The organism is Nonomuraea longispora (genome assembly GCF_004348345.1).
Lineage (GTDB): Bacteria > Actinomycetota > Actinomycetes > Streptosporangiales > Streptosporangiaceae > Nonomuraea > Nonomuraea longispora.
Map to the genome: position 1 here is coordinate 1 of NZ_SMJZ01000104.1, position 23,454 is coordinate 23,454.

24 protein-coding genes are annotated in these 23,454 nt (G+C 70.4%); 15 read left to right on the forward strand and 9 right to left on the reverse strand.

Translation table 11 applies throughout. The features are described from left to right. Nucleotides 1-357 precede the first annotated feature (357 nt). Nucleotides 358-2,616, reverse strand: coding sequence for a transglycosylase domain-containing protein (locus E1267_RS25085; RefSeq protein ID WP_132335556.1), 2,259 nt, complete (start codon nt 2,614-2,616; stop codon nt 358-360). Between the two features lie 241 nt (nt 2,617-2,857). Here E1267_RS25085 and E1267_RS25090 point away from each other — a divergent pair, with 241 nt between their 5' ends. After that, complete coding sequence (locus E1267_RS25090; protein WP_090771382.1) at nt 2,858-3,154, forward strand: WhiB family transcriptional regulator; 297 nt, start codon at nt 2,858-2,860, stop codon at nt 3,152-3,154. 55 nt (nt 3,155-3,209) lie between these two features. Here E1267_RS25090 and bagB read toward each other — a convergent pair whose 3' ends face one another. Beyond that, the gene (gene bagB / locus E1267_RS25095) at nt 3,210-4,337 is read right to left on the reverse strand and encodes an ATPase BagB (RefSeq protein ID WP_132335558.1); all 1,128 of its coding nucleotides are present in this window, start codon (nt 4,335-4,337) and stop codon (nt 3,210-3,212) included. After that, complete coding sequence (gene bagA / locus E1267_RS25100; RefSeq protein WP_246064242.1) at nt 4,334-5,335, reverse strand: ATPase BagA; 1,002 nt, start codon at nt 5,333-5,335, stop codon at nt 4,334-4,336. The genes bagB and bagA overlap by 4 nt, the downstream gene beginning before the upstream one ends. A 119-nt stretch (nt 5,336-5,454) precedes the next feature. On the opposite strand from bagA, the gene sp36 reads away from it, so the two are divergent. The 4 genes from sp36 to E1267_RS25115 are packed head-to-tail and all read left to right on the forward strand — an operon-like array spanning nt 5,455 to nt 7,705. Further along, on the forward strand, nt 5,455-5,610 hold the full coding sequence (sp36, locus tag E1267_RS44570; protein WP_165959776.1) for a Sp36 family protein: 156 nt from the start codon (nt 5,455-5,457) through the stop codon (nt 5,608-5,610). Further along, nucleotides 5,607-6,065, forward strand: a complete 459-nt coding sequence (locus tag E1267_RS25105) for a RidA family protein (protein ID WP_132335560.1) — start codon at nt 5,607-5,609, stop codon at nt 6,063-6,065. Before sp36 ends, E1267_RS25105 begins: the two co-directional genes overlap by 4 nt. A gap of 54 nt (nt 6,066-6,119) precedes the next feature. Beyond that, nucleotides 6,120-6,917, forward strand: coding sequence for an NUDIX hydrolase (locus E1267_RS25110; RefSeq protein WP_132335592.1), 798 nt, complete (start codon nt 6,120-6,122; stop codon nt 6,915-6,917). Then, entirely contained in the window at nt 6,914-7,705 is a 792-nt protein-coding gene (locus tag E1267_RS25115; RefSeq protein ID WP_132335562.1) for an MBL fold metallo-hydrolase, read from the forward strand. Before E1267_RS25110 ends, E1267_RS25115 begins: the two co-directional genes overlap by 4 nt. Here the strand turns inward: E1267_RS25115 and E1267_RS25120 are convergent. After that, nucleotides 7,687-8,367 (reverse strand): Crp/Fnr family transcriptional regulator, encoded by a 681-nt coding sequence (locus tag E1267_RS25120; protein WP_132335564.1) that lies wholly within the window; start codon nt 8,365-8,367, stop codon nt 7,687-7,689. The genes E1267_RS25115 and E1267_RS25120 overlap by 19 nt on opposite strands. A gap of 221 nt (nt 8,368-8,588) precedes the next feature. Here E1267_RS25120 and nth point away from each other — a divergent pair, with 221 nt between their 5' ends. Together nth and E1267_RS25130 are read left to right on the forward strand one after the other, a co-directional pair. Then, on the forward strand, nt 8,589-9,311 hold the full coding sequence (gene nth / locus E1267_RS25125; protein WP_132335566.1) for an endonuclease III: 723 nt from the start codon (nt 8,589-8,591) through the stop codon (nt 9,309-9,311). A gap of 42 nt (nt 9,312-9,353) precedes the next feature. Next, complete coding sequence (locus tag E1267_RS25130; RefSeq protein ID WP_171055574.1) at nt 9,354-9,986, forward strand: NUDIX hydrolase; 633 nt, start codon at nt 9,354-9,356, stop codon at nt 9,984-9,986. Here the strand turns inward: E1267_RS25130 and E1267_RS25135 are convergent. After that, nucleotides 9,983-10,504, reverse strand: a complete 522-nt coding sequence (locus tag E1267_RS25135; RefSeq protein WP_132335568.1) for a HEAT repeat domain-containing protein — start codon at nt 10,502-10,504, stop codon at nt 9,983-9,985. The genes E1267_RS25130 and E1267_RS25135 overlap by 4 nt on opposite strands. Before the next feature lie 82 nt (nt 10,505-10,586). Between E1267_RS25135 and E1267_RS25140 the strand changes: the two genes are divergently transcribed. Continuing rightward, nucleotides 10,587-11,780: a MarP family serine protease gene (locus E1267_RS25140; protein ID WP_132335570.1), complete on the forward strand. Its 1,194-nt coding sequence runs from the start codon at nt 10,587-10,589 to the stop codon at nt 11,778-11,780. Nucleotides 11,781-11,784: 4 nt separating this feature from the next. On the opposite strand, the gene E1267_RS25145 is transcribed toward E1267_RS25140, so the two are convergent. The 4 genes from E1267_RS25145 to acs all read right to left on the reverse strand — a co-directional run bounded on the left by E1267_RS25145 (nt 11,785) and on the right by acs (nt 15,729). Continuing rightward, nucleotides 11,785-12,228, reverse strand: coding sequence for a DUF309 domain-containing protein (locus tag E1267_RS25145; protein WP_132335572.1), 444 nt, complete (start codon nt 12,226-12,228; stop codon nt 11,785-11,787). Continuing rightward, the gene (locus tag E1267_RS25150; RefSeq protein ID WP_132335574.1) at nt 12,225-13,145 is read right to left on the reverse strand and encodes an alpha/beta fold hydrolase; all 921 of its coding nucleotides are present in this window, start codon (nt 13,143-13,145) and stop codon (nt 12,225-12,227) included. The genes E1267_RS25145 and E1267_RS25150 overlap by 4 nt, the downstream gene beginning before the upstream one ends. Then, complete coding sequence (locus tag E1267_RS25155; RefSeq protein WP_132335576.1) at nt 13,135-13,575, reverse strand: phage holin family protein; 441 nt, start codon at nt 13,573-13,575, stop codon at nt 13,135-13,137. Before E1267_RS25155 ends, E1267_RS25150 begins: the two co-directional genes overlap by 11 nt. 180 nt (nt 13,576-13,755) lie before the next feature. Continuing rightward, on the reverse strand, nt 13,756-15,729 hold the full coding sequence (gene acs / locus E1267_RS25160) for an acetate--CoA ligase (RefSeq protein WP_132335578.1): 1,974 nt from the start codon (nt 15,727-15,729) through the stop codon (nt 13,756-13,758). Between the two features lie 332 nt (nt 15,730-16,061). Here acs and E1267_RS25165 point away from each other — a divergent pair, with 332 nt between their 5' ends. From E1267_RS25165 to E1267_RS25195, 7 genes are all read left to right on the forward strand, one after another. Further along, nucleotides 16,062-16,841 carry a Fic family protein gene (locus E1267_RS25165; protein WP_181957835.1) on the forward strand — a complete coding sequence of 260 codons (780 nt, stop codon included), beginning with the start codon at nt 16,062-16,064 and terminating at the stop codon, nt 16,839-16,841. Nucleotides 16,842-17,711: 870 nt separating this feature from the next. Next, entirely contained in the window at nt 17,712-18,755 is a 1,044-nt protein-coding gene (gene ssd / locus E1267_RS25170) for a septum site-determining protein Ssd (RefSeq protein ID WP_132335580.1), read from the forward strand. Further along, complete coding sequence (locus tag E1267_RS25175) at nt 18,752-19,912, forward strand: TadA family conjugal transfer-associated ATPase (protein ID WP_132335582.1); 1,161 nt, start codon at nt 18,752-18,754, stop codon at nt 19,910-19,912. The genes ssd and E1267_RS25175 overlap by 4 nt, the downstream gene beginning before the upstream one ends. Next, nucleotides 19,909-20,619, forward strand: coding sequence for a type II secretion system F family protein (locus E1267_RS25180; RefSeq protein ID WP_132335584.1), 711 nt, complete (start codon nt 19,909-19,911; stop codon nt 20,617-20,619). Before E1267_RS25175 ends, E1267_RS25180 begins: the two co-directional genes overlap by 4 nt. Nucleotides 20,620-20,699: 80 nt before the next feature. Beyond that, nucleotides 20,700-21,473, forward strand: a complete 774-nt coding sequence (locus E1267_RS25185; protein WP_220449664.1) for a type II secretion system F family protein — start codon at nt 20,700-20,702, stop codon at nt 21,471-21,473. Between the two features lie 259 nt (nt 21,474-21,732). Further along, on the forward strand, nt 21,733-22,056 hold the full coding sequence (locus tag E1267_RS25190) for a YciI family protein (RefSeq protein ID WP_132335600.1): 324 nt from the start codon (nt 21,733-21,735) through the stop codon (nt 22,054-22,056). Next, nucleotides 22,053-23,231, forward strand: a complete 1,179-nt coding sequence (locus tag E1267_RS25195; protein ID WP_246064243.1) for an RNA polymerase sigma factor — start codon at nt 22,053-22,055, stop codon at nt 23,229-23,231. The genes E1267_RS25190 and E1267_RS25195 overlap by 4 nt, the downstream gene beginning before the upstream one ends. The last annotated feature ends 223 nt before the right edge of the window (nt 23,232-23,454 follow it).

The following is a 23,454-nucleotide window of genomic DNA, read 5'->3' on the forward strand; positions in this document are numbered from 1 at the left end:
GGGCGGGTCGCGGCCGCGGTGCGGGCGAAGCTGGCGGGCAGGTAGTCCTGTAGGTCTGGCAGGTCCGGAGTGGGGGTTTCTGAGGTTCGCACTCCGGTGCTCAGGGCCGCATTCGGTGCTGGGCGGGGTTCGGCCGTTCGACCCGGCGTACGGCGCCTTCAGCAGCCTTGAGCCGCCCTCTGTGGCCGTCTGGCGCGGTTGCCGGGGCCGGGGCCTCCTCCTCGGCTGGGCGGAGGCCTCAGCCCAGCGCAGCGACGACCTGAGAGCCGCGCCCGCCCAGCCTCGCGCACCCGCCGCAAGCCCGCACAAGCTCGCGCACTCGCCGCAAACCTGTGTGTCCGTACGAGCCTGGTCCGGTCAGCCGCGGCCGTTGCCGCGCAACCCGCCGGCTCGCCCGTCGTCGCCGCGCCCTTCCCAGGCGGGTCTGTCGCCGCCGCCCGGCCAGTCGTCGCCGCCTCGGTCGAAGAGGTCGTCGAACGGTCCTCTGTTGCCTCGCCGGTCGTCGCGCTTCTTCTCGGGCTTGGGCGCGCAGTTGTCGGTGCACCCGACAAATCGGGATTTGTCGACCGCCGAGAAGTTCCGCGGCTCGACCCCCTTCAGGGCCGAAAGCATGGAGTCCTTCCAGATGCGCCCGGAGATGGACGACCCGTACACGTACGAATAGTACGTACCCCCGATGGTGATGCCGATCAGTTTGTGCGCCGAGGTGCCGCGCGGGTCGCCGAGGCTGACCGCGGAGGCCAGGTTGGGCGTGTAACCGGCGAACCACGCCGACATGTAGTTGTCGGTCGTGCCGGTCTTGCCGGCCGCGTCCCTGCCGATGCCGCCCACGCCACTCATCGTGCCCTTGGTGAAGACGCCTTCGAGGATGCCGTTGACCGCGTCGGCGACGTCCTCGTCGAGGGCCTGGTTGCACTTCGGTTTGTACTGCTTCGCCACGCCGCTGCGGTCTTTGATCTCGGTGATGGCCAGCGGCTTGCAGTATTTCCCGCGCGCCGCGAACACCGCGTACGAGTTGGCGATCGTCACCGGGTCGACCTCGTTGACCCCCAGGGTGAACGTCTCGACCTCGGACAGTTTCCCGCCGTCGGCCCGCTTGACCCCGAGGCGCTTGGCCATCTTGACGACCTTGCAGAGGCCCACCTCCTGCGAGAGCTTGACGAAGAAGGTGTTGACCGACCCCCACGTGCCGGTCTGCAGGGTCTTGAAACCACCGCCGCCCTCGCTGGAGTTGCGCACGGTGTGGCTCGGGTCGCCGACGTTCTTGCCGTCGCAGTTCTTGAACGAGCTGTAGCCGCTGGCCTTGTAGCCGGAGGGCGAGGGGAAGCCGTCGCCGTACTTCATGCCCTCTTCCAGGGCGGCGGCCAGCGTGTAGACCTTGGCCGTCGAGCCCTGCTGGAAGCCGCGCCCGCCACCGTGTGCCGCGTCGGCCACGATGTTGTAGCTCATCTCGTTCTTCTTCTTGCTCCCGCCGAACGTGCGGGAGGCGGCCATGGCCTTGATCTCGCCGGTGCCGGGCACGACCATGGCCTGCGAGGCCACCGGCTTGTCCTTGGAGCTGACGTACTTCTTGATGGCCTTCTCGGCGGCCGCCTGCATCTTGGGGTCGAGCGTGGTCTTGATCTGCATGCCGCCGCGCTGGAGCAGCTTGCGGCGCTCGTCCTGGTCCTTGCCGAAGTCTTCGTTGTTGAGGATCTCGTACTGGACGTAGAGGCAGAAGTACGGATATTTGCTGGACTCGCAGCCGCCGGACATCTTGACGTCCTTGTAGCCCAGCTTCTTCTCCTTGGCCTCGGCCGCCTCCTTCGGCGTGATCTTGCCGATCGCGGCCATCCGGTCGAGCACCACGTTGCGCCGTTCGAGCAGCCGCTTGCGGGAGTCGGAGCCGACGTTGGGGTCGGTGCGCGCCGGATTCTGCACGGCGCCGGCCAGCGTGGCGGCCTCGGCGAGGTCGAGGTCGGACGCGGGCTTGTCGAAGAAGCGCTTGGCCGCGGCCTGGACGCCGTGGGCGCCCGCGCCGAAGTAGGCGATGTTCAGGTATTTCTCGAGGATCTGGTCCTTGGTGTACTTCTTCTCGATCGCCATGGCGTAGCGCAGCTCGGTCAGCTTGCGCGAGAGGGTGGGCGCGATCGCCGCCTGGTATTCCTCCGGCGTCTCCGCCTTGCTGACGAGCACCTGCTTGACGTACTGCTGGGTGATGGAGGAGCCACCCTGGGTCACGCCGCCGCTGGTGAAATTCTTCAGCAGCGCTCTCGTCGTTCCTTCCACATCGATCGGTCCGTGCTGGTAGAAACGGAAGTCCTCGATCGAGATGAGCGCCGTACGCATGATCGGCGCGACCTTGTCGAGGGGCACGGACTGGCGGTTTTCGAAGTAGAACTGGGCGATCTTCTTGCCGTTGGCATCGAGCAGCTCGGTGCGCTCGGGCAGAGGAGGCTCATCGAGGTTCTCGGGCTTGAGGTTGAGCCCTTCGACAGCGCTCTTCGTGGACATGCCGGCTCCGCCGACCGCCGGCAGGGCCACGGCGGCCGCGAGCACCCCGGCCGCTGATCCGGCGATGATCAGTCGCAGAACGTTGAGAACGGGGTTGGAGCGATCTTTGCCGCGAGCTTGCACGCTACCCAGCGTACGTCGAAACGGTGACCGAACCGGTGTCGCGACACCATTTCGCCTTGACTGATGGGGGTGACTAGTCATTCCCGGTCAAGACTGCCCTGAGAAATTGGTCCTCTGGGGTCTGTCGGCCCGAACGTCTCGTTGCGTACGTTCTCCCTGCGGCAACTGAATACGGAGGCTCGGCGCCCGCGCCCGTCGGCCCCAAATGACGACTGACCACCTAAGGGGAGTGGGGTCGAAAATGTGGATCACGGATTGGACCTCCCGTGCCGCCTGTAAGGGTGCGGATCCGGATGCCCTGTTCGTGCAGGGCGCCGCGCAGAACAGGGCGAAGCTCATCTGCCGGGGTTGCCCGGTCCGCACGGAGTGCCTCGCCGATGCGCTGGACAACCGCATCGAGTTCGGGGTGTGGGGCGGCATGACAGAACGGGAACGGCGTGCACTGCTTCGACGGCGTCCTGACGTCGACTCGTGGCGCGACTTGCTCGAGTCGGCCAAGGAAGAGTACGAACGAACCAACGAGCTGATCGCGGGCTGATCAGGCCCACGAGCGAGTACGGCCGGCGCCGTCCGCCGGCCGTACTTTCTCTTTGTCAGGCGGTCGCCAGCAGGTCACCGATCTGCCGCAGACCTGTGAGATCGTGAACATCCTCGGACATGGCGCGGACCTGCACCACGGGCACCGTGGGGTGGGCCGAGGAGAAGTGCTCCTGCTCGCGGCTTTCGCGGGCGGTGAGCTGCATCCGCCCGGCGTGCAGCCGCAGCACGGCGGCGGTCAGCTCGTGCTCGCCCCTCGACTCCAGATCCTCCGCGGCCGCCGCGCTGCGGGCGGCCGAGAGGGCTGGGGCGGGCGACACGTGCACGCGGTTGACGACGAGGCCGGCCAGGGGCATGCGCTCCTCGGCCAGGCGCTCGACGAAGTAGGACGCCTCGCGCATCGCGTCACGCTCGGGGGCGGCCACCACGAGGAAGGCCGTGCCTGGGGCCTGCAGCAGCTGGTACGTCATCTCGGCCCGCTGCCTGAACCCGCCGAACACGGCGTCGAGCGCGGACACGAACGTCTGCAGATCCTTGATCACCTGGGCGCCGAGCAGCTTGGTCATCGCGCCCGCCATCAACCCGAACCCGGCGTTGAGCAGGCGGAACGCGCTGCGCCCTCCGGCCTTGGCCGGGGCCGTCAGCAGCCTGATGAACCTGCCGTCGAGGAAGCGCCCAAGCCGCTCGGGAGCGTCGAGGAAGTCGAGGGCGTTCCGCGAGGGCGGCGTGTCGACGATGATCAGGTCCCACTCGTCGGAGCGGCGCAGCTGGCCCAGCTTCTCCATGGCCATGTATTCCTGGGTGCCGGAGAAGCTGGACGAAAGGGACTGGTAGAAGGGGTTCGACAGGATCTGCCTGGCCCGCTCGGGGTCGGCGTGCGCCTCGATGATCTCGTCGAAGGTGCGCTTCATGTCGAGCATCATGGCGTACAACTGCCCGCCGCCCTCAGGGGAGCTGACCAGGCGCGGCGTGTTGTCGAGCTCGGTCAGGCCCATCGACTGGGCGAGGCGCCTCGCGGGGTCGACGGTCAGCACGACCACGCACCTGCCGCGCTCGGCGGCTCGCAACCCGAGCGCCGCCGCGGTCGTGGTCTTGCCCACGCCTCCGGCGCCGCAGCAGACGATGATGCGGGTGCCCTGGTCGTCGAGGATCGCGTCGACGTCGAGGGTGGCGGGCTTCTTCACGCTGCTCCCTGGGTGCGCATGGTCTCCGCGAGCTCGTACAGGCCTGCCAGGTCGACGCCGTCGGCCAGCAACGGCAGCTCGTAGCTCTTCAGGCCCGCCCCGGCCAGCGTCTCGCGCTCGGCTCTCTCCAGCTCGGTACGGTGGGCGTGCTCGACGACCTCCTCGGCGAGCGCCTCGGCCATCGCCGTGGCCTCGGCGCCGTCGGCCACGCCCGCGGCCTTGAGCCCGAGCACGAGCTCCCCGGCGTCGAAACGGCCCTTGACAGCCGTGTCAAGAGCGGCCTGGGGCAGCAGCGACTCGCGGACCATGTTGACGAAGATGCCGCCGGCGGGAAGGCCGGCGGCGCGCAGCTCGGCGATGCCGTCGAGTGTCTCCTGGACCGGCATCTCCTCCAGCAGCGTGACGAAGTGCACGGCGGTCTCGGGTGACTTCACCACGTTGTTGACCAGCTCGGAGTGGTTCTTGATGGGCCCGACCTTGGCCAGGCCCGCCACCTCGTGGGTGACGTTGAGGAAGCGTGCGATGCGGCCGGTCGGCGGGGCGTCCAGGACGACGGCGTCGTAGATGCGGCGGCCGTTCCTGCCCCGCCGGCGTACGGCCTCGGTGGTCTTGCCCGTGACGAGCACGTCGCGGAAACCCGGTGCCACGGTGGTGGCGAAGTCGACGATGCCCATCTTGGTCAGCGCCCGGCCCGCGCTGCGCATCCCGTAGAACATCTCCATGTATTCGAGCATGGCCGCTTCGGGGTCGATGGCCAGGGCGAACACGTCGCCGCCCGAGGGCGCCACCGCGATCTTGCGCTCTTCGTACGGCAGCGGCGGCAGATCGAAGATCTGCGCGATGCCCTGGCGGCCCTCCACCTCCACGAGCAGCACCTTTCGGCCGCCGGAGGCGAGTGCGAGGGCGAGCGAGGCGGCCACGGTCGTTTTGCCGGTGCCGCCCTTGCCGGTGACCACGTGCAGCCGCACGCCGGCCCAGTCCGTGTCCGGAGAGTCCACGATTCGAGGCTACCGAACGGTCACTTGTCGAAAGCCGACGACCACCCTTTGAGATTGCTCACACTGGCGCCGCGCCGGTGGAAGCTGATGACGATGGTTCTTGTGAGACGCTGACAGCCATGAAGAAATGGGAATATCTCACGGCCCCGGTGTTGATCCACAACACCAAGATGATCCTCGACAACTTCGGCGCCGACGGCTGGGAGCTGGTCCAGATCCTTCAGGGGGCCACGCCCGAGCAGCTCGTCGCCTACTTCAAGCGGGAGAAGCAGTGACCCCTGAACAGAAGATCGAAGAGCTGGGCCTGACGCTGCCGCCGCCCGTCGCCCCCGTGGCCTCCTACGTGGCGACCGTTCGGACCGGCGACCTGGTCTACACCTCGGGCCAGGTGCCGATGGTGGAGGGCAAGCTGCACCAGACCGGCAAGCTCGGCGTCGACCTCGGCGTCGAGGAGGGGCAGGCGCAGGCCCGCGTCTGCGCGCTCAACGCCGTCGCGGCGCTCAAGGCCGAGCTGGGCGAGCTGTCCAGGGTGCGGCGGATCGTCAAGGCCGTGGTATTCGTGGCCAGCGCGCCCGACTTCACCGCGCAGCCGCAGGTGGCCAACGGCGCGAGCGACCTGCTCGCCGAGGTCTTCGGGGAGCAGGGCAAGCACGCCCGCAGCGCGGTGGGCGTGGCGGCGCTGCCGCTGGACGCTCCCGTGGAGGTGGAGCTGATCGCCGAAGTGGCCTGAAACCGGATATGTCACCATGACCGAGTGATGTTCTAAGGAGGTCAGGTGACCGGAATTCCGCTTCCAGCCGAGCTCGCCGCGCGGGCGCGGGACGTCCTCGCCGGACGGGTCGAGCCGGTGCCCGCGCGGGACGCCGCCACCGTGGTGTTGCTGCGTGAGGGCCCGGAGGTCTATCTGCTCCGGCGCAAGTCCACGATGGCCTTCGCAGCGGGCGCGTACGTCTTCCCCGGCGGCTCCGTGGACGAGCGCGACGCCGACCAGACGGTCGCCTGGGCCGGGCCCTCGCCGGCGGAGTGGGGCGCGGTGTTCAACGCGAGCGAGCGGTTGGCGCGGGCGCTGGTGTGCGCGGCCGTACGCGAGACGTTCGAGGAGTCGGGCGTGCTGCTGGCGGGGCCGGGGCCCGGCTCCGTGGTCGCCGACACGACCGGCGACGACTGGGAGGCCGATCGGCTCGCCCTGATCGACAAGGGCCTGGCCTTCGCCGACTTCCTCGCCAGGCGCGGCCTGGTGCTCCGCTCCGACCTGCTCAAACCGTGGGCGCACTGGATCACGCCGGAGATCGAGCACAAACGCTTCGACACACGCTTCTTCGCCGCCCTGCTCCCCGAGGGCCAGCGCACCCGTGACGTGGGCGGGGAGGCCGACCAGGTCGTGTGGCAGCGTCCGGCCGAGGCGGTCGAGCGGGCGCGCAGGGGGGAGATCTTCCTCATGCCGCCCACGCACCGTACCCTCACCGAGCTGTCGGCCTGCGGCAGCGTGGGCGACGTCCTGGCGACGTCCAGGGAGATCGTGCGCATCATGCCCGAGGCGGTCGAGATCGAGGGCGAGATGCGCCTGGTGGTGGCTCCGTGAGCGGCCTGCACATCCCGATCGGCACACCCGACGGATCCCGTACGGACCATGCGGAGAACCTGCTCGCCCCCAACCCCTCCGCCATGACGCTCGACGGCACCAACACGTGGGTGATCGGCGTGGGCGATGAGGTGGTGGTCGTCGATCCGGGGCCCGAGGACGAGTCACACCTGCAGCGCGTACGCCACCATCTCGGCGAGCGCCGCGTCACCGAGATCCTGCTCACCCACGGCCATTTCGACCACAGCGGCGGAGCCAGGCGCTTCGCCCGGATGGTGAACGCGCCCGTGCGCGCCCTCGACCCGCGCCACCGGCTGGGCGACGAGGGCCTCGCCGACGGCGACGTGGTGACCGTGGCGGGGCTGGAGATCCATGTGTACGGCACGCCCGGCCACTCGTTCGACTCGCTGTGTTTCTGGCTGCCGGCCGACAGGGCGATGCTGACCGGCGACACGGTGCTCGGCAGGGGCACCACGATCGTCGCCCGCGACGGCGGACTGGCCGACTATCTCCGCAGCCTCGACCGGCTGCGGGCGGCTGCGGAGAGCCTGGAGGCGCGGGCGCTGCTGCCCGGCCACGGGCCGGTGCTGCCCGACCCGATCGGCGCGCTCGACGGCTATATCGCGCACCGGCGCGAGCGCCTCGACCAGGTCAGGGCGGCGCGCGAGCAGGGCGCGCGCACGGCACGCGAGATCGTCAAGATCGTGTACGCGGACGTCGACCGGTCGCTCTGGCCGGTGGCGGAGATGTCGGTGCTGGCCCAGCTGGACTATCTCGACCGGTTGTAGAGCCGGTCGAGGTCGAGGATGACCACGGCCTTGGCCTCGATGCGCAGCCAGCCGCGCTGCGCGAAGTCGGCCAGCGCCTTGTTGACCGTCTCGCGGGAGGCGCCGACGAGCTGGGCCAGCTCTTCCTGGGTCAGGTCGTGGTGCACCCTGACGCCGTCGTCGGTCTTGATGCCGAACCGCTCGGCCAGATCGAGCAGCTGCTTGGCGACCCGTCCCGGCACGTCGGTGAACACCAGGTCGGCCAGCACGTCGTTGGTGCGGCGCAGCCGCTGGGCGAGCGCGCGCAGCAGGTGCAGGGCGACCTCGGGCCGGCCGGTGAGCCAGGGCCGCAGGTCGTCGTGGCCGAGCCCGGCCAGGCGGACCTCGGTCAGCGCGGTCGCCGTGGCGGTGCGCGGCCTCGGGTCGAACAGCGACAGCTCACCGAACATCTCGCTCGGACCCAGCACGCTGAGCAGGTTCTCCCGGCCGTCCGGGGACGTGCGGGACAGTTTGATCTTGCCGTCCAGCACGACGTAGAGCCGGTCGCCCGTCTCGTTCTCGTGGAAGAGCGTCTGCCCTTTGGGCAACTGGACCTCCGTGATGCTGGTGCGCAGCGCCGCGGCGCTCTCGCGGTCCAGCGCGGCGAACAGGGGGGCCTTGCCCAGCACATCTTCGGTGTTCACACTGCCTCCTCTGCTGCCATTGTGACGCACCCCACTTCGGGCGGCACACACAGGTTATGGGAATGCCGGGGTGTTCCGGGCTTGCCCGCGCTGATCGGGTTTGCCGGAATCCGGGAGGAAAGTTACCCGACGCGCCAGTGGGGGTTCGACAGCAGGCCGTCAACTGGCCGCGTGCCGCGGTCGCGGGTCCAACCGTTCCCCGGAGCTTCTATTCTTGCGACATGGCCACGAACGCGGCGGGGCGCAAGCCGGAGACCCAGCTCGCACGAGTGCGGCGGGCGCGCAAGATGAACCGCATCCTCGCGGAGACCTATCCCGACGCCCATTGCGAGCTCGACTTCACCAACCCACTGGAGCTGCTGGTCGCGACCATCCTGTCCGCGCAGTGCACGGACAAGCGAGTCAACATGGTGACCCCCGTCCTGTTCGCGAAGTATCCGACCGTGGAGGACTACGCCGCCGCCGACCGTTCCGAGATGGAAGAGATCATCCGCTCGACCGGCTTCTTCCGCGCCAAGACCAACAGCATCATCGGCATGGCCCAGGCGATCTGCGAGCGCCACGGCGGCGAGGTGCCCGGCCGGCTGGAAGACCTCGTCAAGCTTCCCGGCGTGGGCCGCAAGACGGCCAACGTGGTGCTGGGCAACGCGTTCGGCGTGCCGGGGCTCACCGTCGACACCCACTTCCAGCGACTGGTGCGCCGCTTCGGCTGGACCGACGAGACCGACCCCGTCAAGATCGAGCGCATCGTGGGCGAGCTGCTGCCCAAGCGCGAATGGACGATCTTCTCGCACCGGGTGATCTGGCACGGCCGCCGCATCTGCCACGCCCGGCGCCCCGCGTGCGGAGTCTGCCCGCTGGCCGCGCTCTGCCCCTCGTACGGCACCGGCCCGACAGCCGCCGCCGAGGCGGCGAAACTGGTCAGGAACGGCCCCTTCTCCTGACCCTGGGGAAGTGATCGAGGCCCCGGCGTGTTGGAGGACCGTGTGACACAAGTGCCCGACTGGCTCGACACACTGGCGGCGCGGGCTCAGCGGACCCGGGTGCCCAGCAGCCTGCGGCCACCCGTGAAAGGCGGGCGGCAGGCGGCGGTGCTCATGTTGTTCGGCGAAGGCCCGCTCGGGCCCGACGTGCTGCTCATCCAGCGCAGCGACAACGGGCGCAGGCACCCGGGCCAGCCCGCGTTCCCCGGCGGCGGCGTCGACCCCGAGGACGCCGGGCCGGTCGAGGCGGCGCTGCGCGAGGCCGAGGAGGAGACCGGCGTCGACCCCGCCGGCATCCACGTGCTCGGCACGATGCCCGAGCTCTACCTGAGCTTCAGCGACAACCGGGTCACGCCCGTGATCGCCTGGTGGCACCGGCCGTCCGCGGTGCACGCCGCCTCACCCGACGAGGTCGCGTCCGTCGAGCGGGTGCCGATCGCCGAGCTGGTCGACCCCGGCAACCGCGTCACGCTGCGCCACCCGCGTGGCCTGGTCGGGCCGGCGTTCCGGGTGCGGGGGATGCTCGTGTGGGGGTTCACCGCGATGGTGCTCGACTCCGTGCTGCGCGAGGCGGGGCTCGACCGGCCGTGGGACACCGCGCGGGTGGAGGACCTGCCGGTGGCGGCGCGCGATTAGCTTCCCTTCAGCGCCGTACGCAGGGCCACGCCGAGTGAGGCCCAGCCGGCCACGTCGGCGTCGCTGTCGGTGGTCAGCGTGCGCAGCGTCTCCAGGCCGGCGTGGTCCGGCGGATCGCCGAGCACGTGCTGCAGCGCGTACGCGGCCCCGTACCTCACTCTGGCGTCTCCATGGCCGGCCAGGTCGATCACGGACGGCAGCGAGCGCGGGTCGGCCAGGTGGCCGAAGGCGATCAGCACCGAATAGAGCACCATCGCGTCGTCCTCGCTGGCGGCCAGATAGCGCAGCACCGGCAGCGTCCGGTCCACGAACGGCCGCAGCATGCCCATGATGTCCACGCCCAGCAGCCGCTCGGCGACCGTGTCGCCGGCACACAACCGGCGGGCCTCGATGAACGACTCCAGGTCGCTCCGCTGGCGCAGCATGGAGATCACGTGCCAGCGCAGGGGGCCGTCCGGATCGGTGTCGTGCAGGGCTGCCTCGATGAGATCGCGCACTGTTACCTCGGCCGGCGGCATAGGGCCCAAGATAGTCCGCAGGGTGACACCGTCCTGGCGGAACACGTGCACATTTGACCGTCTCGCTGGCTACCTTTGAAGCGTGCGCGGTGATCTGCTTGACCTCATACTGATCGGCCTCGTGATCGCCTTCGGCATCTCGGGATACCGGCAGGGGTTCATCATCGGAGCGATGAGCTTCGTGGGGTTCGTGGGCGGGGCCGTGCTCGGCGTCTTCATCGCGCCGCCCATCTCCAAGGCCGTCGTCGACGGCGACACGCCTCAGGCGCTGCTCGCCATCGTGATCGTCTTCCTCGCCGCCACCATCGGCCAGTTCGCCTCGTCGACGCTCGGCGCCGTCGTGCGCAGCCACGTCACGTGGGAGCCCGCCAGGGTGGCCGACGCCGTCGGCGGCACGTTCGCCAGCGCGTTGTCCGTGCTGGTCATCGCCTGGCTGATCGGGTCGCTGATCGTCTCCACCGCGTTCACCCCGCTGGTCGACCAGGTGAAGAACTCCGCACTGCTGACCACGGTCGACGACGCCATCCCGCAGGCCGCGCGCAACTGGCAGGCGCCGTTCAAGAAGTTCATCGACCGTTCGGAGTTCCCGCCCGTCTTCGACGCCATCGGCGCCGGCACGATCATCGACGTGCCGCCGCCCGACCAGAGCGTGCTGAAGGGCGCCGAAGGCCTCGAAAGGGCGCGCAGGTCGATCGTCAAGGTGCAGGGCAACGCGCAGAGCTGCAACAAGCACATCGAGGGCACCGGCTTCGTCTACGCGCCCGGTCGCATCATGACCAACGCCCACGTGGTCGCCGGCGTGACGCGCGACCTACAGATCATCGACTCGACCAACAGGCGGCACAGGGCCACGGTCGTGCGCTACAACCCGCGGCGTGACATCGCCATCCTCTACGTCCCCGGGCTCGACCTGCCGCAGCTCGCCTTCGACGGCGACGGCGGGCGCGGCGACGACGCGATCGTGGCCGGATTCCCCAAGGGCCAGGGCTTCACCGCCGTGTCGGCCAGGATCGGCGGCCAGCTCGACGCCGAGGGCCCCGACATCTACCGCGAGAGGACGGTCACGCGCAAGGTCTACGCGATCCGCGGCCAGGTGCTGCCGGGCAACTCCGGCGGGCCGCTGCTCACGCCCGAGGGTCGCGTCTACGGCGTGATCTTCGCCGCCGCGATCAACGAGGAGGAGACGGGCTACGTGCTGACGGCCGAAGAGGTCGCTCCCGACGCCGCCAGGGGCCGCAACGACACCGTGCCCGCCAGCACGCGGGAGTGCGACTGACCGGTCAGCCCGGCAGCCTGGCCAGGATCAGGGCGATGGCCTCACCGGGGTCGCTGTCCTGGCGCAGGCTGGAGGCGGCCTTGCCGACCGCGTCATAGGCGCCGCCGTACGACTGCGCCTTGGCGGCGCCGCGGCCGAGCAGCGTCACCGCGCCCCGCCCGTTGCCGCGCTGCAGATGTGTGAGCCCGACGCAGATCTGCGCGAGCCCCTGCCACAGGTCGCGTTCGTCCTCCGGCGCGCACTTCCAGCGGCCCTCGAACACCTCGTGGGCGTTGAACGGCAGGCCGTCGCGCAGGAACCGGCGGCCGTCCTCCAGAGCCTGCTCGGTGGTGGGCGCGTAGTCGTCGGGCACTCTCGGCATGCCGGCCGAACCGTAGGGGAGCGGCCTGCCGTACGCGTCGCGCGGTCTTGCGCTGCGCGGCCGGCCCTCGGGGTCGCGGTCTCTCATCGGTCGGGCTCCGGGTCTGCCAGCCAGCCGAGCAGCTCCTGGTTGAACACGTCGGGAATCTCCTCGTGGGGGAAGTGCCCCGCTCCTTCGAGCAGCCGCCACCGGTAGGGGGCCGCCACGTGACGGCTCGAACCCTGCGCCGTGCGCGGGAGCACCCGCGGGTCGAGCGCTCCGTGCACCTGCAACGTGGGCGCCTCGATCTCGGTGCGCATGACCCTGACGTAGCGCCGGCCGTCGGGGCGGAGCTGGGAGCGGCCGAACCAGCGGTGATATTCCAGCGCGCAGTGCGCCACGGTCGGGATGCGGAACGCCTCCCGGTAGGTGCGCGCCGTATCCTTCTCCGGCCAGCCGGGACGCGACCAAAGGTCGAGGAAACGGCCGACACGCCTCCCGTCGCGGCGGGTGAGCAGGTGCTCGGGCAGCAGCGGGAGCTGGAAGCCGAGTGCCTGGATGCTCGCCTTGAGCTGGCCGAACGGGTCGGTCACCAGGGCGCTGCGCAGCCGCAGCGGATGCGGGGCCGACACGGTGACGAGCCTGCGCACGCACTTCGGCTCCAGCACGGCCATCGTCCAGGCCAGCAGCCCGCCCCAGTCGTGCCCCACGACGATCGCCCCGGTCTCGCCGAGCGCCCTGATCAGCCCCGTCGCGTCGGCCGCCAGCGTCGGCAGGTCGTAGCCGCGCGGCGGTTTGTCGCTGCCGCCGTAGCCGCGCAGATCGACCGCGACCGCCCGGTATCCGTCGGCGGGCAGCGCCTCCAGTTGGTTGCGCCACGTCCACCAGAACTGCGGGAACCCGTGCAGCAACATCACCAGAGGCCCCTGCCCCGCCTCCACGACGTGGAAGCGGGTGCCGCCCGCGTGCACCGAGCGGTGCGTCCAGGGCCCCTCGATCTGTACGATCGACTCGTCAGGCGCCATCACGGGTCACCGGCTCGCGATCAGTCTTGAGCGCGGGCAGCGTCTGGTCCTCCGGGGTGGCGATCTCCTTCAGTCCCTTGATGGACCTGGTGGTGCGCCGCATCCCGGCCAGCCCCTTGAGCCGACGGATCCCGAGGAACACCAGCAGACCCGCGACCAGCAGGTAGAACACGGTCACGATGAGGAACGCCGCCCACTGCGGCAACCACTGCGCCAGCACGTACGCGATCGTGAACGAGGCGAGGATCAGGCACAGGTGAGCCATGAAGGCGGCGGCGGCGAACAGGCCGCCCGCCGTGCCGACCCGCTTGGCGTCGAACCTGAACTCCGCCTTGGCCAGCTGGATCTCCGAGCGGACGAGCTTGGAGATGTGATCGCTCGCCGTGGCGATCAGCGAGCCCAGGGATTCTTCCTCGGGAGTCTGCGGCATGAACGTCTCCTATCGAGGCCTGGTGGCCGTGTCAACATCGTCCAGCGATGCGCTGGGGGGCGAGCCTCGCCTGCACTCCCAGAACTACCCGATCAGCCAAGATAACGCTTGTGCCGCCTGGGCGTACGCAGGGGGCGCATGCTTCCGCGATGGAAACATGCGCCCCCTGCCGTTACTCCGTCAGTCCTCCGACTTCGCGGAGGGGAGCTTCTCCTGGATCAGGTTCATCACCGTGCTGTCGGCCAGCGTGGTGACGTCGCCGATGCTGCGGTTCTCGGCCACGTCGCGCAGGAGACGGCGCATGATCTTGCCGGACCGGGTCTTGGGCAGCTCGGGTACGACCAGGATCTGACGCGGCTTGGCGATCGGGCCGAGCGTCTTGGCCACGTGGTTGCGCAGGTCGGCCGCGATGTCGGCGTTCTCCTCCGCGGCGCCGCGCAGGATCACGAACGACACGATGGCCTGGCCGGTCACCGGGTCGGTCGCGCCCACCACGGCCGCCTCGGCCACCTTCGGATGGCTGACCAGGGCGCTCTCCACCTCCGTGGTGGAGATGTTGTGGCCGGAGATCAGCATGACGTCGTCCACGCGGCCGAGCAGCCACAGGTCGCCGTCCTCGTCCTTCTTGGCGCCGTCGCCGGGGAAGTACATTCCCTCGAAACGGCTCCAGTAGGTGTCGATGTAGCGCTGGTCGTCGCCCCAGATCGTCCGCAGCATCGCCGGCCACGGCTCGCGTACGACGAGGAAGCCGCCGCCTCCGTTGGGGACGCTGTTGCCCTGGTCGTCGACCACGTCGGCGACCACGCCGGGCAGCGGGCGCATCGCGGCACCCGGCTTGGCCGAGGTCACACCGGGCAGCGGGCTGATCATGATGGCGCCGGTCTCCGTCTGCCACCAGGTGTCGACGACGGGGCAGCGGCTGTGGCCGATGTTCTCGCGGTACCAGACGTACGCCTCGGGGTTGATCGGCTCACCGACGGAGCCCAGGACGCGCAGGCTGGACATGTCGTACTTGGCGGGGATGTCGTCGCCCCACTTCATGAACGTCCTGATCGCCGTGGGCGCCGTGTAGAGGAGCGTGACCTTGTACTTCTGCACGATCTCCCAGAACCGGCCGCGGTGCGGGGTGTCGGGCGTGCCCTCGTAGATGACGCTGGTGGCGCCGTTGGCGAGGGGGCCGTACACGATGTAGCTGTGGCCGGTCACCCAACCGATGTCGGCCGTGCACCAGTAGATGTCGGTCTCGGGCTTGAGGTCGAAGACCGCGTGGTGTGTCCAGGCGGTCTGGGTCAGATAGCCGCCCGAGGTGTGCAGAATGCCCTTGGGCTTACCCGTGGTGCCGCTGGTGTAGAGGATGTACAGCGGGTCTTCGGCGCCGTGGGGCTCGGCGGTGTGCTGGTCGCTCTGGCGGTCGACCACGTCGTGCCACCACAGGTCCTTGTCGGTGACGGCGACGTCCTGACCGGTGCGGCGTACGACGAGGACGTTCTCGACCTGCGGGCACTGGGCGACGGCCTCGTCCACGATCGGCTTGAGCGCGCTCGGCTTGCCGCGGCGGTAGCCGCCGTCGGCGGTGATGACCAGCTTGGCGTCGGCGTCGTCGATGCGACTTTTGAGCGCGCTGGCCGAGAACCCGCCGAACACGACCGAGTGCACGGCCCCGATGCGGGCGCAGGCCAGCATCGCGATCGGCAGCTCGGGGATCATCGGCATGTAGACGGCCACCCGGTCGCCCTTGCGCACCCCGAGCTCGTGCAGGGCGTTGGCCGCCTTGCTGACCTCGGCCTTCAGGTCGTTGTAGGTGAGGGTGCGGGTGTCGCCCTCGGGCTCGCCCTCCCAGTAGTAGGCGATCCTGTCGCCGCGTCCCTCTTCGACGTGCCGGTCGACGCAGTTGTAGGCGACGTTGAGCTCGCCGCCGACGAACCACTTGGCGAACGGCGCGTTCCATTCGAGCGTCTTGTCCCACCTCTTGGCCCAGGCCAGCCGCTCGGCTATGCCCTCCCAGAAGGCGAGGCGGTCGGCGGCGGCCTCGTCATATGCGGCGGCGGTCACGTTCGCGGCCGCCCCCAGGTCAGCCGGAGGGGCGAACCGGCGGTTCTCCTGCAGCAGGTTGGACAGCGCCTGGGTTTCGTTACCAGGGGTCTCCGGGGCCACCTCGTGCTCCTTCTATGGCCAGATTGGATAGGTCGTGTCCCACTTCACCAGCTCGCGACCTCCGTACACAAGAGGTCTAGACAGGTCTGTACCGTACGGCTCCGAGGACACTTCTCCTTATCAACATGCATGACAAACGCTATTGAAACGTTGTCATCCTGAAATCCGAAGAATACGCGCTCGCGAGATTGCTGAGCTGCGATGGGGGTGGTTTGGGGGTTTATGGGCCCCCTGGCGCCGTGTTTTCTCTCCGTACGGTCGCCATGCCGTCCGGCAGCGCGCACGCTGGGTCACCACGCCGGGTGCGTTACCCGCAGGTAGGGTCGGGTTCCGTGAGTGACCCCTTGACCGTCATCGCGCGGTTCCCCGGCGTCTCCGAGGCGGTCGACGAGGCCCGCGACGCCGTCGACCGGCTCTACCGCCACCGCGTCCTGCGCCGGGCCAGTCCCGCCGTGTCCGCGGAGTCGTCGCTGCGCGGGGCGCGCGCGTCGGCCGCTCTCGAAGGCGTGGACGTGTCCCTCGACGCCCTGCGCCGTGACGAGGTGCGCGACCCCGCGGTCCAAGGGGCGTTGCGCGCCTCCGCGGAACTGGGGCGCATGGGCCCGACCTGGCGCAAGGCGCCCCGGCAGGTGCTGGCGCGGCTGCACACCGTGGCGGCCGCCGGCCTCGCGTCCGAAGCCGCTCTCGGCCGGCCGCGTACGTTCGACACCGTCCCCGACCCGTTGGGCCTCGGCGAGGCGCCCGGCGCGGGGGAGACGGCCCGCCGCATGGAGGCCCTGCTCGGCCTGCTGCAACGGCCGTCGGACGCGCCGGCGATCGTGCTGGCCGCCGTGGTCCACGCGGAGCTGGCCGTGTTGCGGCCCTTCGGCACGGCCGACGGGGTCGTGGCACGTGCGGCCGAACGGCTGACGCTGGTCGAGTACGGGCTCGACCCCAAGTCCTTGGTGGCCGTCGAGGTGGGGTGGCTGGAACTGCCGTACGGCGAGGGGCTGCGGGCGTACCTGAGCGGCACGCCGGAGGGCGTGAGCCAGTGGGTACAACACTGTGCCTCCGCGGTAACCCTCGGGGCGCGTGAGACGACGGCCATCTGCGAGGCCATGCGGAGGGGCTGAGGGTTGCGCGTGCGGGTGGTTGTGAGGTCACCGACATAGCTGACGGCGTCTCCGTCAAGAGACGCCGCCGCCGGTGCATCACACCGGGTTACCAAGCGTGCACCTGTATCCGTCGGAGCGGGTCAAGCCCGTCACGACGCGCCTCCCGCGGCTGCTCGCACGTGGGTGCCCGGCTGATGCACCCGGACAAGTGGTCCGTACACCCTTTCTACGACGGATGCGCCCTGATGGGAACCCCTCCGGCCAAGACCTTTACCCGGCGATGGGCGTGGCCCGGGTGTCGCGCGCCGGTCCGGTTACCGAGTCGTGATGATCACGCAGAGTGATTGTCTTTATGTGATCGTTATGTCGCAGCGAAGAAACTTGGCGAAAATGCAGGATTGCTCCTCGACGAAACTCGAGTCGATCGGGCAGCATACGGTGGTATCGCCAGAAACTGGGGAGACCGTGCACGCGATGGGTTTGCGAGCGTCTTGCCAGGTGCTGGTGAAGTGATGAAAGCTTTCTTCTGAAACGGGACCGGCTCTACCCCCCCGGAGCCGGACCGATCAGGCGACCCCCGCTCTCCCCCCCGGCGGGGGTCGCCCCTTTTCCCGCCACGCCCGGCCAGGACCCGCGCCGCCGGGACCCCGCACCAAGCCGCCGTCCCGCGCCACCACGCCGAGACCTGCGCCGTACTCCCGCCATCACCGGGTGCTTCGCCATCACTGGGCGCTCCGCCATCGACCCGTGCCAGACGCGAAGCCCGCGATGTTCGCCGTCCACAGCCTTCCTGGCTCCCGACGCCCTCATCCACAGAATCCCGTTCGCCCCGCCGCCGCCCGCGCCGCCTCCAGCAAGGTGGGCATCCAACCCACGCAGGAGGCCCAGATGCACCGTCCCCTGGTCATCACCGAAGACCACGCTCTGCTCGACGACCTGGTCCGCATCGCGGCCGCGGCCGGCGCCCAGCTCGACGTGGCCCATGTCCCCGCGCACGCCCGCCCTTACTGGAACCTCGCTCCGCTGATCGTGGTGGGCGCCGACCAGGCGGACGCGGTGGCCGCGGCCTCACCCCCGGCCCGAGACCAGATCCTGCTCGTGACACGAGATCCGGACGACCCCGATACCTGGCGCAAATGCGTCACCGTGGGCGCCCAGTCCGTCGTGACCCTGCCGGGCGACGAGCGGCACCTGGTGGAGCGGCTGGCCGACGCCATGGAGCCCGACCCCCGTTCCGGTGCGTTGATCTGCGTGCTCGGCGGGCGCGGCGGAGCGGGCGCCAGCGTGTTGTCGGCCTGCCTGGCCCTGCGCGCCTCGGGCGACCACCTCCGCACACTGCTGGTCGACGCCGACCCGCTGGGTGGCGGCATCGACGCGCTGCTCGGCCACGAAGAAGCACCGGGCGCACGCTGGGGAGACCTGGTGGCCAGGGAGGGCCGCATCAGCTCCAGCGCGCTGCAGGCCGCGCTGCCGTCGTTCGGCGACCTGGCGGTCCTCTCCTTCCACAGGGGCGAGGTGGGGGCGATCCCGGCTCAGGCCATGCGCTCGGTGCTCGAGGCGGGCAGGCGCGGCTTCGACCTGATCGTCGCCGACCTTCCCCGTCACCTCGACCCCGCCGCGATCGAAGCCCTCACCAGGGCGAAGACCACCCTGGTCGTGGCAACGGCCGACGTGCGCGGCATCCTGTCGGCGGGTCAGGTGCTGGGCGAGGCCCGCAAGCACACCTCCGATCTGCGCGCGGTCCTCCGCCCGGGAGTTCTGGACGACGACATCGCCACCGGCTCGCTCGGCATCCCCGCCGCCGGCACCCTGCCCGACCAGCCCCGCCTCACCGCCACGCTCAACCGGGGGGAGCTGCCCAGGCTGGGGCCCCGCACCGTGCTCGGCGCCCTGTGCTCCTCGCTGCTCCGCGATCTCGTTCCGGCAGCATGACGTCCGCGGTCTCGCCCGAGCTGGTGGAGGCGGTGCGCGTACGCCTGGCCCGCACGGGGGCCGAGCCCAGCGCCGCCCAGGTGGCGGTGGCGCTCCGTGCGGAGAAGTCCGTCTACGGCGACGCGGAGATCCTCGCGGTGGCCAGAGCGCTCTGCGCCGACCTGATAGGCGCGGGCCCGCTGGAGCCGCTCCTGGCACGCCCCGAGGTGACCGACGTCCTGGTCAACGGCCCACGGGAGGTGTGGATCGACGAGGGAGGCGGCCTGCGCCGCACGTCGGTCGCGTTCGCAGACGACGGGGCCGTACGCCGGTTGGCCCAGCGCCTCGCGGCCGCCGCCGGCAGGCGCCTCGACGACGCGTGCCCCCACGTCGACGCCCGGCTCGCGGGCGGCGTACGCCTCCACGCGGTGCTGCCTCCCGTGGCGTCCGGCGGCACCTGCATCTCCCTACGCCTGCCGCCCCGGCGCACGTTCACCCTGTCCGACCTCGTCGCAGCCGGCACCATCACCCCACCCGCCATCCCGGTGTTGTCCGCCATGGTGACCGCCAGGCTCGCCTTCCTCGTGACCGGCGGCACCGGCACAGGAAAAACCACCCTGCTCAGCGGCCTGCTCTCCTTGGCCGACCCTGGGGAGCGCCTGCTGCTGGTGGAGGACTCGGCCGAGCTGCGTCCGGTCCACCCGCACGTTGTCCGCCTGGAGACCCGCCCGGCCAACCTGGAGGGCGCGGGCGGCGTGGGCCTGCGCGACCTCGTGCGTCAGGCGCTGCGGATGCGCCCCGACCGTTTGGTGGTCGGTGAAGTACGAGGAGCGGAGGTCGTGGATCTGCTGGCGGCCTTGAACACGGGGCACGAAGGCGGCTGCGGCACCCTGCACGCCAACACCGCGGCCGACGTGCCGCCCCGGATCGAGGCGCTGGGGTGCGCGGCGGGCCTGAGCAGGGAGGCCGTGCACAGTCAGCTGGCCGCCGCGCTCGACGCGGTCATACACCTGACCCGCGACCGCCCCGACGGGCGCCGGCGCATCGCCGAGATCTGCCTGCTCACCAGGACCCCGACCGGCCTCGTCGAGTCGATCCCCGCCCTGGCCTTCGACGCCGACGGCCACACCCACGTCGGCCCCGGCCACGAGGCCCTGGCCCGGAGGGCTCTGACATGAGCAGCGCGCTGATCGCCGCCGCTGTGTGCACGGCGTGCGCCGTGTGGATGTGGACCGGCCCGGACCTCGCCACGACCCGCCTGAGCAGGCTGACCGGGGGCCCGGTCGGGCCGCGGTGGCGCTCGCTCGGCCGGCTGCTGCCCCGTACTCACCCGGCCCGGCGCGCCGACGCCTGGCGCAGCGCGTCCATCGAGCTGTGCCAGGCCCTGTCGGCCGAGCTGTCCGCCGGCCGCACCCCCGGAGAGGCCCTGACCAGGGCCCTGGCATCGGTCGACTTCCCCGACCCAGAGACCCTGCGCCCGGTCGTGGCCGCGGCGCGAGACGGCGGCGACGTCCCCGCGGCACTGATCGCCGCGGCCCCGCCGCAAGGAGGCGAGGGCCTGCGCCGGCTTGCCGCCTGCTGGGAGGTCGGCGTCACCGTGGGCGCCGGCCTGTCCGCCCTGGTCGATCGGGTGGCGAGCACGTTACGCGCGGCACAGGCCCACCGTCAGGACGTCGCCGCGCAACTGGCCGGGCCTCGCACGACGGCGAAGATGCTGGCCGCGCTCCCGGCCCTCGGCCTCCTCATGGCGGCGGCCCTCGGCATGCGCCCCCTCACCTTCCTGCTCGGCAGCCTGCCGGGCCTGATGTGCCTGGTGGCGGGGGTAGCCCTCGACGCGTGCGGCCTGTGGTGGACCAACCGCATGGCCGCCCGGGCACAGAGCTGAGCCCCGCTGCGCTCTCGGGCAGGCCCCGGGCTGAGTCCTGACGTCATCCTCGCTCGTACACGACCGAACGGATCTCACCGATGTTTCCGCTGCTGTCCGCCCTGTCCGCCGGCCTGGCCGCGTGGTTGTGGCTCTCCCCGATGACCCCGGCCGGGCGCCTGGCCCGGCTACGCCCTCCCGACGAGCTTCCCTGCAGCCAGGCCGAAGACGCGCCGGCCTGGCTCGACCCCTCCCACGAGCCCCCGAAACGGATGACCCGCAGGACCGCCGTCACCGCCACCTGCGCGGGGTTGATGGCCACCCTCCTGTTCGGGGTCGGAGCCACTGGAATCGTCGCTGGCGTGCTGACCGTCGCCGCGGTCGCGGTGTTCCTGCACAGGCAAGAGCCGCAGCAGGCGCGGCAAGACCGCGAGCGAATGGCCGCCGACCTGCCTTTCGCCGCCGACCTGATGACCGCGTGCCTGCTCGCCGGCCGCCCGGTGAGCGCGGCCACCGAGATCGCAGGCCGTACGATCGGCGGCCCGCTCGGCCGGAGGCTGGGCTGGGTGAGCAGCCGGCTGCGCCTGGGCGCCGACCCGGAAACCACGTGGGCGGCCCTCGCCGGAGACCACGCGATGGGCGGGCTCTGCCGGGCGATGGGCCGGGCGGCTCAAAGCGGCGCGCCGGTGGCCGATGTCCTGACCCGCCTGGCCGACGACGCCCGGGAGGCCGCCAGGGCCGGATCCGTCGCCTCGGCCAGGCAGGTCGGCGTCAAGGCCGTGGCGCCGCTGGGGTTGTGCTTCCTGCCGGCGTTCGTCCTGCTCGGCATCATCCCGGTGGTCGTCGGCTTGGCGTCCACCATCGTCCTTCCATGACATACATCTCCCGTCATGTCCGAGCCGCCGCCACGTTCGCCATACCTGATGCACCGCGTCTGTCCACGAAGCTCCGTCCTGCCTTCCGCGACCTTCGCCTCACGCCGAATCCTGGTAAGACAGACCCACCAGGTCCACGCGATGACCCCGGCCGACATCGTGAATCCGGGAAGATTTTCCGTCGCGGTGTCGATGTCGCGGCTGCCCGATTGTCCTTTAGACGACCGTTCCGACGACGAGGAGGGTTCCGGTGAAATACATGCTGCTGATCAACCACGGCGACATGCCGTGGGACCAACTGACGGAGGACGAGCAGAAGGAGGTCGCCGCCGACTACGAGGCGGTCAGCCGGACGCCCGGGGTGACCCCAGGGGAGTGGCTGGAAGAGCCCGCTCTGGCAACCACCGTGCGGGTCGAGGGCGGCAGGACGTTGACGACGGACGGCCCGTTCGTGGAGATGAAGGAGTCGCTTGGCGGCTACCTGTTCTACGAGGCCGACGACCTCGATGCGGCGATCGCGCTGGCCGCGCGGATCCCGGCGGCACGGCTGGGCGGCGCGGTGGAGGTGCGCCCGCTGAAGTGACCGACGTGCTCGAACGAGTCTTTCGCGAGCAGTGGGGGCGCGTTCTCGCCCGGATGATCGGCCTCCTCGGCGACTTCGACCTCGCCGAGGAGGCCGCGCAGGAGGCGTTCGCCATCGCCGCCGCACGGTGGCCGCGTGATGGCGTCCCGGCCAACCCGGGCGCCTGGCTGGTGACGACCGCGCGCAACCGGGCGCTCAACCGCATCCGCCGCAACCGGACACTGGCCGACAGAACCCGCCTGCTCGCGGCCGAGCCGGCACGAGACGACCAAGGGGAGCAGGTGGCCGACGACGGGTTCGTGGACGAGCGGCTCAAGCTCATTTTCACGTGCTGCCATCCCGCGCTGTCCATGGCGGCGCAGGTGGCTCTGATCCTGCGGACGCTCGGCGGCCTGCGCACCGATGAGATCGCCCGCGCGTTGCTGGTGCCCAAGGCGACGATGGCGCAGCGATTGGTACGGGCGAAACGGAAGATCAAGGCTTCCGGCATCCCGTTCCGTGTTCCCGCCGATCACCTGTTGCCTGAGCGGCTGGCGACCGTGCTCGCGGTCATCTACCTGATCTTCAACGAGGGTTACAGCGGCCGCGGCGACCTCGCCGGCGAGGCCATCTGGCTCGGTCGCGCGCTGGTCGAGCTGTTGCCCGGCGAACCGGAAGCGCATGGACTGCTGGCAGTCATGTTGTTGCACGACTCCCGCCGCAGGGCGCGCTTCTCGGGTGGCGACCTCGTACTCCTCGCCGAACAGGACCGCTCCCTCTGGGACCGCGCCCAGATCGACGAGGGGCGGGGTCTGCTCGCGCGTGCGCTGACACTCCACGGCCGCGGCCCGTACGTGATCCAGGCGGCGATCGCGTCGCTGCACACCGAGCAACCCACCGACTGGCCACAGATCGCCGCGTTGTACGGCGAACTCGCTCGGCTCACCGCCTCCCCGGTCGTCGAACTGAACCGCGCCATCGCCATCGCCGAGACCCATGGCCCCGAAGCAGGACTGGCACTCATCGACCGAATCGCCCTCGAGGATTTCCACTACCTGCACGCCGCGCGGGGCGAACTTCTCCGGCGCGCCGGCCACATCCTGGAAGCCCGCACCGCCTACGAACGCGCACTCACGCTTGCCCACAACTGCGCCGAACGACGTCTCCTCCAACGACGGCTCGCCGAGCTCACCTGACCGGGCGATGAGGCGAACCAAAGGCGCTCATGGTGGGCTCCGCCCGTCCCACCGGGTGAGCCGGACGCGACGACGGCTCGCCGCGCCGGTGGTTCTGTGCCGTGGGAGAAGGTACGGGCGCGTGTCGACCAGGGTCGCTCGCCCGGTGGCGGGCGCGTGCCGCGTCACACCGCCCCGTACGCCCTCCGACGTGCGACTTGGGGGTTCGTGTTCCCGGCCAGAG